The following is a 16656-nucleotide window of genomic DNA, read 5'->3' as shown; positions in this document are numbered from 1 at the left end:
TAACTGAGAAAATCCTGAGCCTGAATACGATTGACGTTAACCGGTTTGTCGGCAATATCTGCACCCAGTAGTTTGTGCAGCTTTTTGGCGATTAAGCGGGTGGTACCGGTTTCCGTACCAAAGAATATTCCGATCTTTTCCATAGCTTTTTCTCCCTTGATTTTCCTTCTGCCTTTTCCTTCTGCCTCTTTTCCGGCAGCCTTATCCTTCGAGACGATATTCGCCAGCGTCCATAATGCCTTCAAAAATACTGCTGAGACGGTGTGCGGTAATCATGCAACCAGGCTGGTCATTGCGGGGCATAATATCCAGTACGATATCCTGTTCGATCAGGCGTGGGATTTCTTCCTCGATAAAATATTCCAGCGATACCGAAGCAGGACGACAGTCGGTCCAGATATCCAGTGCAGCATCCATGGCGTAGTGGCGGTAACACCAGGCAGGCAGAATCAGTTGGCCGGCCGCAAAGCCATTGATTTCTTCTGTTAATGGCCGGGTAAACCATTCCGTTCCCTGTTTCAGAGCCCAGAACTCTTCGGTTTCAAAAGCGCGCATCAGAAAGTAGTCCAGTCGCTCACCATCCGACAGAGCAGGCAGCGCGGCAATTTCGCTGGGGTAGGCTTCAAAACGCATAAAGGCTCCATACTGACAGGTACCGGCGACAGCGTTGTGCGGTCGCGTCTTTCATTTGTGCATTAGTGATTGCAAAAGCAACGCCAGCACAGATACCCGGCACGGATAAAATAAAGCCAATAAAATCAATCCGTTAGAAAACAAAAAGCCCGGCCTGTGTTGTCACACAAAACCGGGCTTGATGTTATTGTCGTAAATACGACAAAGACAGTCAGACCTTATAACGCTTAACCAGTGCGTCCATCTGGCTGGCCAGCTCATTCAGCTTGCGGGTCGTTATGTCCGCCTGAGTCGTTGCTTCAGCGGTCTCTTCAGAAATCCGCACAATTTCGTGCACGTTCTGGTTAATGCTTTCAGAAACATTTGTCTGCTCTTCCGCCGCGGTTGCAATCTGTGAATTCATGTCGGTGATGGTACCCACGGATTGCTGAATTTCACGCAGCGCGGTATCAATCTGGCTGGTTTCCGATGCCGCTGTTTCACTTTGTTCGTTAATATTGCCGATCAGACGAACGGCGTTGGAGGCACCTTTCTGCAGCTGTTCAATGGTGGCCTGAATTTCTTCCGTACTCTGCTGGGTGCGACTGGCCAGAGTACGTACTTCATCGGCAACCACCGCAAAACCGCGTCCGGCTTCACCGGCACGGGCTGCTTCAATGGCGGCGTTCAGCGCCAGCAGGTTGGTTTGTTCGGCAATGGCGCGGATCACTTCCAGTACCGAATCGATCTGGCGTGAATCACTGCTCAGCTGTTCAATACCTTTTACGCCCTCATCCACCTGGGACGACAGACCCGTCATCACGGATACCGCATGCTGCACCAGACCCTGAGCATCGTGCACCTGCTCATTGGCACCGGAGGCAGCGCGTGAAGCTTCCGCTGCATTTCCGGCAACCTGTTGCGCCGCTGCGGTCATTTCATACATGGCGGTGGCCACCTGATCGCTTTCGTCTTTCTGTTTTACCACCCCCTGAGAAGCACCTTCCATCATGCTCTTCAGACCACTGGCAGAATCAAACAGGGTGCGTGTAGAGGAACGTACGCTGGACACCAGCTCATGCACCTGATCAGCAAAGGCGTTAAACGCCTGAGCCAGCTGGCCAATTTCATCATCGCTCTTAGCATCGAGGCGTGCAGTAAGATCACCATCGCCTTCAGCAATATCTTTCATCGCCTGCACAGCAGAATGCAGAGGCCCAACAATACTGCGTACAACCAACAGCGCCAGCATCAGCACGACACCCAGGGCAATAATGGCAGCAACTACAGAAGTCCACAGCGACTGCGACAGTGAGCTGCTGATACTGGAATCCATATCAGCGATTTCCTGATCGAGGCTGTCTGCCCAGAAGCCACTGCCAATCATAACGTCCAGCTGTGGAATCATGGTGGCATAGCCCAGTTTTTTTGCACTCTCACCCTGGGCATTCTTCCAGCGATAATGGACAAAACCGCCACCGGCTCTGGCTTCACGCATCAGATCCTGAATCAGCAGCGTGCCGTCTACATCTTTGAAGTTCCACAGATTCTGACCTTCCAGTTCCGGTTTCAGACCATGAATTAATACTTCGCCGTCAGATTTATAAAGAAAGAAGTAACCTTCCGAACCCGAGTCATCAAAACGCATCGGCCGCAGAATGGCTTTCATGCTGCTTACCAGCTCGCTTTCACTCATGCTGCCTTTATTTTTCAGCAGATCCGTAATCGACGTTTTCGCTACATTGACGTAGTTGCGGATTTCACTCTGCATGCGATTTTCCATCGATGCAGAAAAATTATCCACGGCATGGCGACCAATCTCATTGGCTTGATTCAGATTCAGAGCTACCAGAAATACGGTTACCAGAGCAGTGGGAATGATGGCAAGAAGGAGGACTTTAAAGCGGATGGTCAGGTTCTTCACGGCTGAATAACTCAAAGATGTTTTCACTTCAGCCTAGCAAATGAAAGACGGATTACAATTCAGCCAGATACATAAAATTGTAGTGAGCGGTTACACAGCAAAACAGAAAAATAACAGGAGGGAAAGCAACGCTGCTTACAAATGCAGGCAGCGTTTTTGTACTTTAGAACCAGGTTAATCAACCATCAGCGCAGTCACGCCAGCGGCGACTCCGCCGAATTCACTGCTGGCATCCAGCAGTACATCCCACATATAGGCATGGTAGCCAGTATCAAACAGCAGAGAGAAAACCGCTTTACCGCCGACAGAATGTGAAACAACAATGGCATTAATCCGTGCCACCGAGGTCTGGGCAATGCTGCCGGACGGAAAGACTTCCGCCCGCATATCAACGCCACACAGCTTGGCCATTACTGCGGCACAGTGTTCACCACTGAGTGTCAGCCAGGCATGGCTGTCGTTGCAGAACAGTGGGTAACAATCTGCCGCTGGCATCGCCTGAGAACGGACATCCGCTACCGTCTGACCAAAATCAGTAACGCTGCCCAGCAGCCAATATTCGGTGTTGCTGAGTCGCAATACCGTTTCACCTTTGTCTGTTGTCAGCGCCTGATTGGGTTTTTCCGGTATTGGCAAACCCAGTGCCTGAAGATGGTCCGCCGACGCTTTACCGCGGAATCCTCCGCGCACTACCGGCGTCATATCGGTCAGCGCACAGCGGCTCTGCGCACTGCTGTCATCAGCAGAGAAACTGGCTGCAATCGCAGACTCAGCAGTAGCAACAAACTCTGCATCAGCAATTTTCCGATAGAGGCCGTTGCGCGCTAATTGTTGCTCAGGTCTGACAGCTGTCATTGAATCAGTCATCATTACATCTCCTGACGTTTATTATCGGCATCATAAAAAGGCAGATCACAGACGCTGGCCTGAACTTCGCTGCCACCGTTAACCCGCACACGGAAAGTGCTGCCGCTTTCTGCCTGATCAATTCCCACATACGCCAGACCGATAATGCGGTCCAGTGCCGGCGAGTATTCACAGGAAGTAATATTGCCGCTGATGTCGTCACCACGCAGGACCAGATGCCCCTCTTCCGGCTTCAGCCCTTTATTGACCATTTCTGCCGGTAAGGTGAAGCCCACCAGTTTACGGGTCTGTTTGGCGTTCATAACGATGTCCACCGAACGACAGCCGACAAAGAAAGGTTTGTTACGGTTAATCGCCCAGCCCAGTGACAGTTCACCCGGATGACTCATGCCATCGGTATCCTGGCTGACAATAATGTGGCCTTTTTCCAGACGCAGCAGACGCTGGGTTTCCACACCAAATGGTGTGATACCAAATTCTGCACCGGCCTGCATAACCGCATCCCACAATGCTTCGCCATAACGTGACGGCACATGAATTTCATAACCCAGCTCACCGACAAAACCGACGCGCAGTAACCGTGCCGGAATACTACCCAGTGGTGTTTCAATATCACCTTCGCGACAGGCGAGATAGGGGAAGCCTTCTGACGTAACATCCAGACCGGTAATTTTCTCCAGCACTTTACGCGCATTCGGTCCTGCCAGGTTCACCGCCGCGAAAGCGGAAGTGACGTTAGCGATGTCCACTTTCAGGCGCCACATGGCATTCCAGCGCTGCATATTTCGGTAAACAGAATCCACCCCGGTGGTGGTTGCCGTTACATAGAAGCAGTCTTCGGCAAAACGACAGGAAACCCCGTCATCAATTACTACGCCCTGCTCGCTGGTCAGCACTGCATAACGGGTTTTACCGACAGGCTGTTTCAGGAAACCAAAGGTATAAATACGGTTAATAAATTCTGCGGCATCCGGTCCGCGCAATTCGAGACCACCTAATGTCGAGACATCAATCACACCGACATTATTCCGCACCGCATGCGCTTCCCGGGCAATGCATTCCAGGCGGCGTTCTGGCGCACCGTAAAATGCGGGGCGCTGCCAGCTGCCAGCCGGAATCATTTTTGCGCCAAGCTCAACATGACGATGATGCATGGCAGACTGTCGGTAAGGATCAAACGAACGTCCGGCAATAACTGCCAGCTTTTCTGCATTAAACGGCGGGCGCGCGGTGGTAACACCGGTTTCGCTGACAGTGCGGTCGGTTGCATTGGCAACCAGTCTTGCTGTCGGCAATGCCGAGTGACGCCCCTGAGAAGGTCCCATACCAACCGTTGAAAAACGCTTCACCAACTGCACGTCGCGATAGCCAATGCGCGTGGCATTAACAATATCTTTGACCTGCAGATCTTCATCGAAATCGACAAACTCTTTCGCTTTCGGATGTTTGAAAATTGGCCAGTTGAAGTTCATCTGCTTATCACAGTGCACGGTAGGAACTTCAGCGAGGAAAGGTTTGCCCAGGCTTTCCAGTGCCAGAATAGCTTTTGCTTTGCCATCGGCGATAACTGCATCCAGGGTATAAACACCATTCACAGAGCCGGCGATATAAAGATGTGGCGGCAGGTTGTTAATTTCAAACCGGGCACGCTCATCGTCATAGCTCAGTTTCGCATCGGCCTGACACAGCAATTGATAAGCCGGCATAAAGCCCGCTGACATACACAGCAGATCACACTCAATGGTTTCGCCGCTGTCAGCGACTTTCCCCTGCCCGGTAATGCTGCGTACATCTACGGCGGCAATATGTTTATTGCCTTTAGTTGGCAGGGCTTCATAGACGGTTTTACCCGTCATAATTTTAATACCGGCATCACTGACCGCTTCGCTCAGCACACTGTCCTGCGCCTTATCGCGCATATCGATCAAAGCCTGAACCTGAACACCCTGCTCAGCCAGCGTCAGCGCCGTTAAATAAGCTTCGTCGTTACCTGCCAGTACCACAGCTTTATTACCAGGTTTTACTGCATACAGTTTCATCAGCCGCTCAGCTGCACTGCACATCATCACACCTGGCAGATCGTTATTACGGAATACCACATGCTGTTCATAAGCACCGGCAGCGACAATGCATTCTTTGGCGCGCACCTTGTACAGACGACTGCCTTTAATCACCGGCAACCAGTTATCTGTAAACCAGGCATTACAGGTAGCTTCTGTCATGACCCGGATATTTGGCTGCGCTTCAACCTGTTCAATTAAGCCGTTGCGCAGACCTTCAGCGTGCACGCCAGCCGCATCAAAACGACTGTAATTCAGCGCACCACCAATCACGCTGTTCTCATCCAGCAGCAGCACGCTGGCACCACCTTCGGCTGCAGTCAGCGCGGCAGATAAACCCGCAGGGCCGGCTCCGACCACCACCAGGTCATAGTGCAGGAATTCTTTATCGTGGTAACCGGCTCTGGCTTTCAGATCCACAGTACCCAGGCCTGCTTTTTTACGGATGATCTTTTCCCACCAGTCCCAGATGCCTTTCGGCTTGTAAAATGCGCGGTAATAAAAACCCACCGGCATAAAACGACCGAAATTATTTAAAACAGCATCACGGTCGTTTTCCAGTGTGCCGGCGTAATTCTGGCCTTCCACCCGCAAGGCTTCCGAAATGGGAGTACGATCCGCCAATACGTTAGGATCTGAGGCGAGCTGCACCAGAGTATTGGCGTCCTGACCTGCCATGGTTAAAACAGAGCGCGGACGATGATATTTAAAAGAACGTGACAGCAGCCACTGACCGTTACCAATTAAAGCACTGGCTACAGAGTCACCAGCAAAGCCACGATAATGGCGCCCTTCGAAACTGAAACTGACTGGCTGATTACGATCAATCAGCAGCCCCATGGGTGCATTAAGACGTTGTTCGCCACTCATGAGTTTGCCTCCTCAGGCACTGCCGGAATAGCCGCGAAAAATTCACTCTGATCAAGTTCGGACGGATCATAAGTTCGGGATACTTCACCACTGACACGATGACGTTCCGCAATAAACCAGTAACCGGATGGCGCGTGCAGCCACCACTCACGCACAACGCCAGTACCGTTGTTGTGATAGAACACATACTCAGCCCATTCTTTATCAGTGCAGCTGGCCGGATCCGGCATTTGTTTTACTTCGCCGCCATAGACAAACTCGCTGATATTGCGCGGCCCGTTAAGAGGGCAATTCATAATTTTCATTGCATAAATCCTCTGTTAGTGGGAAGCCGCCGTCGCGCCCATTTCATTAACCTGACGGAAGGTATCAAAACGGTCCATGGCAAACGGCTGAATCAATTCCGGTACTTTGCCACCACTGGCCACCAGCTCTGCCATGGTTTTGCCGCAGATTGGTGTGGCTTTAAAGCCCCAGGTACCCCAGCCCGCATCAAGGAAATAATTCTCCACCGGGCTCAGCCCCATAATCGGGCTGTAATCTGAGGTCATATCCGTGATACCTGCCCACTGACGCATCAGTTTTAAATTCGACATAAAAGGAAAGAGTTCTACCGCATGAGCCAGCAGGCCTTCTTTTAAATCCAGATTAGAGCGGGTGCCGTACAGCGGATATGGATCTGAACCGCCGCCGATCACAATTTCACCGCGTCCTGTCTGCTGCACATAACAGTGGAAGGCAGGTGAGCTCACTAATGGATTAAGGAAAGGTTTAACCGGCTGGGTCACCATGGCCTGCAGCGGGTAAGTCACAATCGGCAGACGGAAGCCCGCCATTTCTGACAGGATTGAGCTATGCCCGGCAACCGCCTGTACCGCGACGCCACAACCAATATCACCGCGGTTGGTTTTAATGCCGGTGACTTTGCCGTTTTCAACTTTCACGCCGGTGACTTCGGTCAGCTGATGCAATTCCACACCGCGCTGAGTCGCCCCTTTGGCATAGCCCCAGGCCACGGCATCGTGACGCGCTGTTGCGCCATCCATATGCCACAGACCAGCCAGCACCGGCATATGGCCAGGATTCATATTCAGGGTCGGGACTAACTCGCGGATTTCCTGCGGACCAATTAATTCGGTTTTGCCGCCAAAGTGTTTATTCACTTCGGTACGCTGACGGAATGCACGGATGGCTGAATCGGTATGCGCCAGGGTCAGCTGACCGCGACGTGAATACATAATATTAAAATCAAATTCGTTGGACAGATCCTGATATAACTTCACTGACTCTGAATAAAACTTTACGCCTTCGGAAGTCAGATAATTAGAGCGGATAACAGCGGTATTACGCGCAGTATTACCGCCGCCAAGATAACCTTTCTCAAGCACTGCGACATTGGTAATACCGTGGTATTTCGCCAGGTAATACGCTGTAGCCACACCATGGCCACCACCACCGATAATCACCACATCATAGTGAGATTTCAGCTTTGAAGGCGCAGGAAGATCCGCGTCTTTTTCAAACGGATAATCGTTATTAAGACCGTATTTAAGTAACGAGAAAGGCATCGTCAGCCCTCCTAAGTTGGAAATTCTGTATTTTTTGAGCGGCAGAGAATACTGCCGCTCTGGCAAGCAGGCGCTTTTATGAAAGCTGGTTGCGTGCCGCAATCAGGGTGTTGTTCATCAGACAGGCAATGGTCATCGGACCTACCCCACCCGGTACCGGTGTAATAGCATTAGCAACCGGCTCTACATCGGCAAAATTAACGTCACCAAGCAGTTTGCGTTTACCGTCACGTTCAGTGACGTTAATGCCCACATCAATCACAGTAGCGCCTTCTTTTACCCAGCTGGCATCCACCATTTCTGTACGGCCAACCGCAGCCACCACAATATCCGCCTGTTTACACAGTTCCTGCGGATTGCGTGTGCGTGAATGCACAATGCTGACGGTACAGTTAGCGTGCAGTAACAGTAACGCCATCGGTTTACCGACAATATTTGAACGGCCAATAACCACTGCGTGTTTACCGCTTAAATCGCCGAGTGTTTTTTCCAGCATCAGCAGGCAACCCTGTGGTGTGCAGGGCACCAGAGTGGCATTCCCGATCGCCAGTTCACCGACGTTAATCGGATGAAAACCGTCAACGTCTTTGCGCGGATTAATGCGGGAAATAATTTCCTCTTCATTAAGCTGCTCTGGCAACGGTAGCTGCACCAGAATACCGTGCACTGCCGGATCGTTATTCAGCTCGTCAACCAGAGCATTCAGTGTTACCTGATCGGTATCTGCGGGCAGTCTGTGCTCAATTGAGTTCAGACCGGCTTCGGTTGCCCGCGCCACTTTATTGCGTACATACACCTGACTGGCGGGATCGTCGCCGACCAGCACGACTGCCAGCCCCGGACGGATGCCATATTCAGAGAATATGGCCTGAGCTCCGTTAGCGACTTCAGCAACCAGGTCGGCGGCTATCTGCTTTCCATCAATTATCTGTGCCATTGTGATTTCCTTGTTAGCTGAACCCGTTATTTAAAGACGACGGTTTTGTTGCCATCGAGGAATACACGGTGTTCAGTATGACGCTTCACCGCACGGGCCAGCGCCATGGTTTCGGTATCACGACCGGCCGCAGTCAGACGCTCAGGACCGAAGGTGTGATCCACCGGCTGTACGGACTGCTCAATGATCGGACCTTCATCCAGATCCGAAGTCACATAATGCGCCGTTGCACCAATCAGTTTTACGCCGCGGTCGTAAGCCTGATAGTAAGGGCGTGCGCCTTTAAAACCTGGCAGGAAGGAGTGGTGAATATTAATTGCACGGCCCACCAGCTGACGGCACAGATCATCAGAAAGAATCTGCATATAGCGGGCAAGGACCACCAGATCAGATTTGGTTTCATCCACCAGTTCCAGCAGACGCTTTTCCTGTTCCGGCTTGTTGTCTTTGGTCACCGGCAGGTGAATAAAACGGATGCCTTCGCGTTCAACCATAGGACGCAGATCCTGGTGGTTGGAAACCACGGCAGTCACTTCCATATTCAGCTCACCCTTGTGCATGCGGTACAGCAGGTCATCCAGACAGTGGTCGGCCTTACTCACCATAATCAGCGTGCGGGTCGGGGCGCTGGCATCAAACATCTGCCATTCCATGCCAAACTTTTCCGCTACCGGGGCAAAACCTTCGCGCAGTGATTTCGGATCCTTATCGGCCGGATCTTCGAAGTGGAAGCAGGCACGCATAAAGAACTGCCCGCTGTCCTGATCATCGAACTGAGCTAACTCACTGATGTAACAACCCTGTGCAGAAAGGTAGCTGCTGACGCCAGCCACGATGCCACTGCCCGCTTTACAGCTGGTTTTTAAAATAAACTGCCGGTTTGCTTCAGACTGAGTACTCATGTGTTGCTCCTGTTAATACATATTCTGTAAATATAGTTTTTCTATATATGCTGTATCCGGGCACAGCGAACCTGTCGCCGTTCCATACGAAACGGCGCAGGGGTTATCAGTACGGTTAAATACTTAGGTTCAGAAACCCTGACCAGGAATCCAGCTGGTACCGGCCAGCGGTACGCGTGCCATAGCGGCGGATTCTACGGTCAGAGCCACCAGATCTTCCGGCTCCAGATTTCGCAGGTCGTTTTTACCACAAGCGCGCGCCAGAGTCTGGGCTTCCATGGTTAAAACCCGCAGATAATTTGCCAGACGGTGGCCACCGGCAACCGGATCCAGACGTTTGCTCAGCTCAGGATCCTGAGTTGAGATACCCGCCGGGTCTTTGCCCTCGTGGTAGTCGTCATAATAACCGGCAGCAGAACCAATTTTACGGAACTCTTCGTCCCATTTCGGGTGGTTACAGCCCAGTGCGATCAGTGCCGCGGTACCGATAGCCACAGCGTCTGCGCCCAGTGCCATACACTTGGCAACGTCAGCGCCATTGCGGATACCACCGGAAACGATCAGCTGCACTTTGCGGTGCATACCCATCTCCTGCAGCGCTTGCACAGCCTGCGGAATCGCCGCCATGGTAGGAATACCCACGTGCTCAATAAACACTTCCTGCGTCGCTGCAGTACCGCCCTGCATACCATCAACCACGATCACGTCAGCACCGGCTTTAGCCGCCAGTTTTACATCGTAGTAAGTACGGGTGGCACCCACCTTGATATAAATCGGCACCTGCCAGTCAGTAATTTCACGCAGTTCCTGAATTTTAATCGCCAGATCGTCCGGGCCGGTCCAGTCCGGATGACGACAGGCAGAACGCTGATCCACGCCTTTTGGCAGCGTACGCATCTGCGCCACACGATCAGTAATTTTCTGTCCCAGCAGCATACCACCACCACCAGGTTTGGCACCCTGACCGAGAACCACTTCAATGGCATCGGCTTTACGCAGGTCATCCGGGTTCATGCCGTAACGGGATGGCAGATACTGGTAGACCAGTTTCTTCGACTGACCGCGCTCTTCCGGCGTCATACCGCCATCACCTGTGGTGGTGGAGGTACCCACTTCGGACGCACCGCGACCCAGTGCTTCTTTGGCGTTGGCAGACAGTGCACCAAAGCTCATACCGGCGATGGTTACCGGAATATCCAGTTCAATCGGTTTTTTGGCGAAACGGGTACCCAGCGTCACCTTGGTATTACAGGCTTCACGGTAACCTTCCAGCGGATAGCGCGACATGCTGGCACCGAGGAACAGCAGATCATCAAAGTGCGGTACTTTACGCTTGGCACCAAAACCACGGATATCGTAAATACCGGTTTCTGCGGCACGGCGGATTTCTGCCATGCTGTGTAAGTCAAAAGTCGATGACTCGCGCAGGCCGGCGTTGACGTCTAAATCTTTATCACTCATCTTCATTCTCCCGGCGCATTAATAAGCGGATGCGTTATCAACTTTGAAGTTGTACAGATTCCGTGCAGAACCATAGCGTTTAAAGCTGGATGGATTTTCATCCACGCCGGCGCGGTTCAGCAGATCGGTCAGTTCCTGAATGTGCTCAGCACGCATTTCTTTTTCGACGCAGTCAGCGCCCAGGGACTTCACCGTGCCTTTCACATAAATGCGGGTTTCGTACAGGGAATCACCCAGCGCATCACCGGCATCACCGCACACCACCAGATTTCCGGCCTGAGCCATAAAGCAGCTCATGTGGCCCACGTTGCCTTTCACCACGATGTCGGCGCCCTTCAGGGAAATACCGCAACGGGCACCGGCGTTACCTTCAATCACCAGCAGACCACCATGGGCCGTAGCACCGGCAGATTGCGACGCATCGCCCATCACCCGTACCTGACCTGACATCATGTTTTCGCCCACACCCTGGCCAGCATTGCCATGTACCACGATGTTGGCTTTTTTGTTCATGCCCGCGCAGTAGTAACCAGCATGGCCTTTAATATGAACGGAAATACTTTCATCCAGACCAACCGCCAGATTGTGGTCACCCTTAACACCGGTCACTTCCCATTCACGCTCGGTGCACTCTTCGTGCTGATCGTGTAAGGCCTGATTCAGTTCACGTACTGTGGATTTTTCAAGATCGATAATTTTCATAGCTTTTCCTCCGGGGCACTTACTGGCCGCGCTCCCAGGCATAAATGGTGGCAGGTTCCGGTTCCCAGACTTTGGCATTTTCAATACCCGGCAGGGTTGTCAGTGCCTGATATTCGGAAGCCATGGCAACATAGTCTTCGGTTTCAGCCAGTACCGCAGGCTTACAGGCGATCGGATCACGGATCACAGCAAAACCATCACGGGTACCAATGGTGAAGGTGAAGAAACCATCGAGATCTTTCAGCGCATTTTTCAGCGCTTCGTTCAGCGTATCGCCTTCACGCAAACGCCAGGTCAGATAGCCGGCAGCCACTTCAGAATCGTTTTCAGTGACGAATTTAACGCCCTGACGTTCCAGCTCCAGACGCAGACGGTTGTGGTTAGACAGTGAGCCGTTGTGCACCAGACATAAATCCATGCCGGTGGAGAACGGGTGGCTGCCTTCCATGGTTACCGCAGATTCGGTCGCCATCCGGGTGTGGCCAATAATGTGTGTGCCTTTCATACCAGCCAGGTTAAATTTGCCGGCAATTTCTTCTGGCAGACCTTTTTCTTTCAGAATTTCAATTGACTGTCCGGCACTCAGAATCAGCACATCGGCGTCAAATTCGGCAATCACACTTTCTACCGCAGCAGATTCGGCGTGTACTTTAAAGACCGCCACACAGTGGTTACTGAACCAGTCCACTTCACAACCCAGCTTTTCTTTAATCTCACTGGAAAGTGCTTCCCAGCTGTATCCGAGATCGTGGTGACGCAGGGTCAGTTTGATCCAGCCATCCGGCACTTCATCGCCATAAATTGCGAAACCGGCGCTGTCAGGGCCACGGTCGGTCATGGAAATCAGCATAGGCTCAAACAGAGCACCCAGCTGGCTTTCCAGGGCCGGATTTTTTAAATAAAGACCTACAATTCCACACATAAAAAATTACCCTTTCAAAGACTGTGATCAGAAAAATTCGCCGTAACGGGCAACTTCCCAGTCAGATACGTGGCGGCTGTATTCAACCCATTCATCACGTTTCAGTTTAATAAATTCACCCATCACCTCTTTACCGATGGATTCAGTCAGAATGCTGTCGGCTTCCAGCGCATCAATGGCTTCGTTCAGATTCTGCGGCAGAATTTCAATGCCTTTAGCGGCGCGCTCTTCCGGCGTCAGGGCATAGAGGTTAATGTTCATCGGATCGCCCGGCTCCAGCTCGCGCTCGATACCATCGAGACCCGCAGCAATCAGAGCGGCATGCACCAGATATGGGTTACAGCCGGAGTCCGGCAGGCGGAATTCCAGACGACCATATGGAATACGTACCATGGCCGAACGGTTGTTATCGCCGTAACAGATATACGCCGGTGCCCAGGTCGCACCGGAAGCAGAACCACCCACAACCAGACGCTTATAAGAATTCACGGTAGGTGCCGCGATGGCACACAGGGCTTTGGCGTGATGCAGCAGACCAGCGGTAAAGTGGTAAGCCATTTTTGACAGGCCAAGACCATGCTTGTCGCTGTCATCACCAAACAGGTTTTTACCGTCTTTATCAGCGATGGATAAATGGAAATGCATGCCGTTACCGGTACGGTCAGAGGCAGGCTTCGGCATAAAAGAACACACCATGCCGAGGTCATTAGCGATTTCACCCGCGGCCATACGCACAAAGGTAAAACGGTCAGCAGAGGTTAAGGCATCGCTGTAGGTGTAGTTAATTTCAAACTGACCATTGGCGTCTTCGTGGTCGATCTGATAAACGTCCATGCCGACTTTCTGCAGTGAATCAACCAGGTTTTCCAGAAACTCACGGGAGCGCGACAGACCCTTGTAGTCATAGCAAGGTTTATCCAGCGTATCGGTTTCATCCACCGGACCAAGCGAGCCATCCGGGCGACGTTTAAACAGCGAGAATTCAGGTTCCAGACCGGTATTCAGCGTCCAGCCTTTATCTGCCAGACGGGCCAGCTGCTTCTTCAGTACCACGCGGCTGTCATACGGATACGGTTCACCGTTCACATAACCTTCACAGGCGATACGGGCGTAACCCGGTTGCCATGGCACCACAGACAAAGTGTCGAGATCACCACGGGCGAGGAAGTCAGGACCATGTGGTTCCATACCCAGACCCCATACGGCAAAACCTGCGAAACCTGCACCTTCATTTACAACATCCATCAGGCAATGCGCCGGAACCGATTTGGTTTTTGCCACACCGTGAATATCCACAAACTGGGCAAGCACAAACTTAATTCCGTTTTCCGTAATGAACTGCTCTGGATTAGAAGCCATCAGACACCTCGCTGAGTCGATTCGGGTTATCCAGCATGCTCCGCAGTGGAACATTCCTGCTGGGAATTTTACTTTCCTAATATGAAAAGCAATGCCTGTGCCAACGGGTTTCCTAGTGGGAATATTTATTTCATGTTCTTCACAAGGGGTTGATATTGCTTGATTTTTTAATTGTCACCTTCTTTGCATGGATAAGATGGGGTAAGGTTGCAGACACTCTCAGCAGGACAGAGCCGCACCCATTTTGTGCGACAACAGGGGAACTACACCAAAATGAATCACCCGGAAAAGGACAACAGCGGTCGCTCCTTCGGCCTCGATCAGTACATAGGTATGAAGGTAAAAAGCGCGCGGCAGAAGGAAAATCTGAAGATTGCCGACGTCGCCCGGATTTCAGGAATCAGCCAGGGCATGATCAGCAAAATTGAGAATGCTCAGGTGTCCACCAGCCTGGAAACCCTGAACCGTTTATGCGAAGCCATCAGCCTGCCGATTTCCAAACTGTTCAATGATTTTGATCGTCCGGACAGCCGTGCTCAGTTCACCAAAAGCGGTGAAGGCATGAAAGTTATCCGTCGCGGGTCTGATAAAGGCCATACCTATCACCTGCTGAATTATCAGCGCGGTGCTAACCGTTCCTTTGAACCGTTTCTGATTACCTTTGATGATCTGTCGGAAGTATTTCCGTCATTTTCCCATCCGGGCGAAGCGTTTCTGTATTGCCTGGAAGGGCGTATTTCTTATCGCCACGGTAATCACGTGTACGATATGGAACCCGGTGACTGCCTGACCTTTGATGCAGAGATCCCTCACGGCCCGGAAGTGCTCACTGAAGTACCGATTAAACTGCTGCAGGTTGTGGTCTATAACCGCGGCGAATAATTCTGATCAGCTCCCGCGCTGAAGCTTTCCGGGAGCCTGTATTCCCCGGATCAGCAAAGTCTGTGGAACGCTGTCATTCATATCCCCTTTTCTGGCGTATTTTCTGCGCCTGACTTTCCCCCGTGTTACCCTGCCCTTCGGTCCCGCCCACAGTCCTGCAGCCAATCTGACAGAGTAATTCCATGGAAAAAAAAGACATTCTCGCCCGCGAACTGGCTGGCGAAGTGATTTCACTGAACGATCCTGAATACAGCACCATCGCCCGTATTATTGCCAAAGCACAGAAACTGATCGCAGAGATGAATACCGGCTATCATTCACCGGACGAAACCCGTGAATTATTTGCCCGCCTGACCGGCAAAGCCATTGATTCATCTTTCTGGATGTTGCCACCGTTTTACACCGACTTCGGCAAAAATATCCGCGTGGGAAAAAACGTGTTTATTAATCACTCCTGCGAGTTTATGGATCGTGGTGGTATTACTCTTGAAGACAACGTACTAATTGGTCCGAAAGTGAATCTGGTAACCATCAACCACCCGGTTGACCCAGAACATCGCCGTTCCACCTGGTGCGCGCCGATTGTGATTAAAAAGAATGCATGGATTGGTGCGGCAGTATCCGTCATGCCAGGGGTGACTATCGGCGAGAATGCCATTGTTGCGGCCAACAGCGTGGTAACCAAAGATGTCGCTGACAACACCATTGTTGCCGGTACGCCCGCGCGTTTTATAAAAACCATCGAAGAAGCCATGGCCTCTTCCGCGCAGGAGCAACAGGCACTGATGAACGGCGCTGTTTCTGGAGAAGCGTGACAATATGCGGGGTTGCTGAGCTCTTCAGGAAAGATCAGGCCGTAAAGCAGATGCAGCCCCGGTCAGCTATGCCCTGCACTTTACCGCACACCACGACAGCATAAATTGCACATCAGGCAACACGCCACGACAGTATAAAGAAGCAGCAGGACAGAATCAGAATTAACGGCGAAAAATAACGCGTATCGCGCAGCGCAAACGGGCTGTTGTAGACTTTCTTAAAAAATCCGACATAACGGAAGTCTCCGATTGCCCGCAATAACATCCCCGCACTGACCAGATAGCCCGTATACCGAATCCAGCGAATCCCCTCAGGGCTGTTCAATAACAAAGCCAGTAACGCCAGCCCCATCAGTACACAGCCCACCAGAGATGTCAGCAATGCCGAAGGTCTGAGTTCAGGCCGCTCCAGCAACTGTGGTACAGCTGAACGGATGCCCCACTGGCCTCCAAGCGCCCAATAAAAATGCAGTGTACTTAGCGATGCCAGAACAGCAGCGGTAAAAATGGCGAGCAGCATATTCGTCCCTGAATAATCTGTTGAGCTGGTTATCTGGGAAGCTGCAGCCGTAAGCTGCTCAATCCGTTGTTTTATTCAGTATGCTTTGCCGTGCTTCAGTGCGCCTATGCGACTTTCTGTTGAGGAAAATCATCGGATCAGACAGATCCTCAGAAAACAGTGGGGAAATTCAAATGCCAGAAAAAATAAACGCCGGGTGACCATCAGGACACCCAGCGCCAATACACACGGTAAGGTATTAAAACGACCGACAGA

General features: G+C 51.7%; 15 protein-coding genes. 2 read left to right on the top strand and 13 right to left on the bottom strand.

Annotated features, from left to right (window positions below):
* Positions 1-201: 201 nt before the first annotated feature.
* From B2Z72_RS07800 to glnT, 12 genes are all read right to left on the bottom strand, one after another.
* Positions 202-633 (bottom strand): DUF2750 domain-containing protein, encoded by a 432-nt coding sequence (locus B2Z72_RS07800; RefSeq protein ID WP_296985268.1) that lies wholly within the window; start codon positions 631-633, stop codon positions 202-204.
* Positions 634-844: 211 nt separating this feature from the next.
* Positions 845-2551 carry a methyl-accepting chemotaxis protein gene (locus B2Z72_RS07795; RefSeq protein WP_296985270.1) on the bottom strand — a complete coding sequence of 569 codons (1707 nt, stop codon included), beginning with the start codon at positions 2549-2551 and terminating at the stop codon, positions 845-847.
* A gap of 159 nt (positions 2552-2710) precedes the next feature.
* Positions 2711-3406, bottom strand: a complete 696-nt coding sequence (locus B2Z72_RS07790; RefSeq protein WP_296985272.1) for a sarcosine oxidase subunit gamma family protein — start codon at positions 3404-3406, stop codon at positions 2711-2713.
* On the bottom strand, positions 3406-6333 hold the full coding sequence (locus B2Z72_RS07785; RefSeq protein ID WP_296985275.1) for a 2Fe-2S iron-sulfur cluster-binding protein: 2928 nt from the start codon (positions 6331-6333) through the stop codon (positions 3406-3408). Before B2Z72_RS07785 ends, B2Z72_RS07790 begins: the two co-directional genes overlap by 1 nt.
* Complete coding sequence (locus B2Z72_RS07780) at positions 6330-6638, bottom strand: sarcosine oxidase subunit delta (protein ID WP_296985278.1); 309 nt, start codon at positions 6636-6638, stop codon at positions 6330-6332. The genes B2Z72_RS07785 and B2Z72_RS07780 overlap by 4 nt, the downstream gene beginning before the upstream one ends.
* A gap of 15 nt (positions 6639-6653) precedes the next feature.
* Positions 6654-7901 carry an FAD-dependent oxidoreductase gene (locus tag B2Z72_RS07775; protein ID WP_296985281.1) on the bottom strand — a complete coding sequence of 416 codons (1248 nt, stop codon included), beginning with the start codon at positions 7899-7901 and terminating at the stop codon, positions 6654-6656.
* 76 nt (positions 7902-7977) lie between these two features.
* Positions 7978-8838, bottom strand: coding sequence for a bifunctional methylenetetrahydrofolate dehydrogenase/methenyltetrahydrofolate cyclohydrolase FolD (folD, locus tag B2Z72_RS07770; protein WP_296985283.1), 861 nt, complete (start codon positions 8836-8838; stop codon positions 7978-7980).
* Between the two features lie 26 nt (positions 8839-8864).
* Entirely contained in the window at positions 8865-9740 is an 876-nt protein-coding gene (purU, locus tag B2Z72_RS07765) for a formyltetrahydrofolate deformylase (RefSeq protein WP_296985285.1), read from the bottom strand.
* A 129-nt stretch (positions 9741-9869) separates the two neighbouring features.
* Positions 9870-11201 (bottom strand): FMN-binding glutamate synthase family protein, encoded by a 1332-nt coding sequence (locus B2Z72_RS07760; protein WP_296984113.1) that lies wholly within the window; start codon positions 11199-11201, stop codon positions 9870-9872.
* A gap of 18 nt (positions 11202-11219) precedes the next feature.
* On the bottom strand, positions 11220-11903 hold the full coding sequence (locus B2Z72_RS07755) for a protein glxC (RefSeq protein ID WP_296984114.1): 684 nt from the start codon (positions 11901-11903) through the stop codon (positions 11220-11222).
* Between the two features lie 19 nt (positions 11904-11922).
* Positions 11923-12825, bottom strand: coding sequence for a class II glutamine amidotransferase (locus B2Z72_RS07750; protein WP_296984115.1), 903 nt, complete (start codon positions 12823-12825; stop codon positions 11923-11925).
* Positions 12826-12852: 27 nt separating this feature from the next.
* Positions 12853-14184, bottom strand: a complete 1332-nt coding sequence (glnT, locus tag B2Z72_RS07745; protein ID WP_296984117.1) for a type III glutamate--ammonia ligase — start codon at positions 14182-14184, stop codon at positions 12853-12855.
* 207 nt (positions 14185-14391) lie between these two features.
* Between glnT and B2Z72_RS07740 the strand changes: the two genes are divergently transcribed.
* Both B2Z72_RS07740 and B2Z72_RS07735 read left to right on the top strand, forming a co-directional pair.
* Positions 14392-15066 carry a helix-turn-helix domain-containing protein gene (locus tag B2Z72_RS07740; protein ID WP_296984119.1) on the top strand — a complete coding sequence of 225 codons (675 nt, stop codon included), beginning with the start codon at positions 14392-14394 and terminating at the stop codon, positions 15064-15066.
* A gap of 182 nt (positions 15067-15248) precedes the next feature.
* Entirely contained in the window at positions 15249-15881 is a 633-nt protein-coding gene (locus tag B2Z72_RS07735; RefSeq protein ID WP_296984120.1) for a sugar O-acetyltransferase, read from the top strand.
* A gap of 112 nt (positions 15882-15993) precedes the next feature.
* On the opposite strand, the gene B2Z72_RS07730 is transcribed toward B2Z72_RS07735, so the two are convergent.
* Positions 15994-16401: a DUF3995 domain-containing protein gene (locus B2Z72_RS07730; protein ID WP_296984121.1), complete on the bottom strand. Its 408-nt coding sequence runs from the start codon at positions 16399-16401 to the stop codon at positions 15994-15996.
* Between the last annotated feature and the right edge of the window lie 255 nt (positions 16402-16656).

This window comes from Thalassolituus sp. UBA6592 (assembly GCF_002433655.1).
Classification (GTDB): domain Bacteria; phylum Pseudomonadota; class Gammaproteobacteria; order Pseudomonadales; family Oceanobacteraceae; genus Venatoribacter.
This window is presented reverse-complemented; position numbering and strand designations above follow the sequence as displayed.

What these genes read in the sequence shown, in the direction of transcription:
- B2Z72_RS07780 (WP_296985278.1), bottom strand. Translation starts at nt 6,638, where the DNA reads ATGAAAATTATGAATTGCCCTCTTAACGGGCCGCGCAATATCAGCGAG.
- B2Z72_RS07730 (WP_296984121.1), bottom strand. Translation starts at nt 16,401, where the DNA reads ATGCTGCTCGCCATTTTTACCGCTGCTGTTCTGGCATCGCTAAGTACA.
- B2Z72_RS07775 (WP_296985281.1), bottom strand. Translation starts at nt 7,901, where the DNA reads ATGCCTTTCTCGTTACTTAAATACGGTCTTAATAACGATTATCCGTTT.
- B2Z72_RS07750 (WP_296984115.1), bottom strand. Translation starts at nt 12,825, where the DNA reads ATGTGTGGAATTGTAGGTCTTTATTTAAAAAATCCGGCCCTGGAAAGC.
- B2Z72_RS07790 (WP_296985272.1), bottom strand. Translation starts at nt 3,406, where the DNA reads ATGATGACTGATTCAATGACAGCTGTCAGACCTGAGCAACAATTAGCG.
- folD (WP_296985283.1), bottom strand. Translation starts at nt 8,838, where the DNA reads ATGGCACAGATAATTGATGGAAAGCAGATAGCCGCCGACCTGGTTGCT.
- purU (WP_296985285.1), bottom strand. Translation starts at nt 9,740, where the DNA reads ATGAGTACTCAGTCTGAAGCAAACCGGCAGTTTATTTTAAAAACCAGC.
- B2Z72_RS07755 (WP_296984114.1), bottom strand. Translation starts at nt 11,903, where the DNA reads ATGAAAATTATCGATCTTGAAAAATCCACAGTACGTGAACTGAATCAG.
- B2Z72_RS07735 (WP_296984120.1), top strand. Translation starts at nt 15,249, where the DNA reads ATGGAAAAAAAAGACATTCTCGCCCGCGAACTGGCTGGCGAAGTGATT.
- B2Z72_RS07800 (WP_296985268.1), bottom strand. Translation starts at nt 633, where the DNA reads ATGCGTTTTGAAGCCTACCCCAGCGAAATTGCCGCGCTGCCTGCTCTG.
- B2Z72_RS07785 (WP_296985275.1), bottom strand. Translation starts at nt 6,333, where the DNA reads ATGAGTGGCGAACAACGTCTTAATGCACCCATGGGGCTGCTGATTGAT.
- B2Z72_RS07760 (WP_296984113.1), bottom strand. Translation starts at nt 11,201, where the DNA reads ATGAGTGATAAAGATTTAGACGTCAACGCCGGCCTGCGCGAGTCATCG.
- glnT (WP_296984117.1), bottom strand. Translation starts at nt 14,184, where the DNA reads ATGGCTTCTAATCCAGAGCAGTTCATTACGGAAAACGGAATTAAGTTT.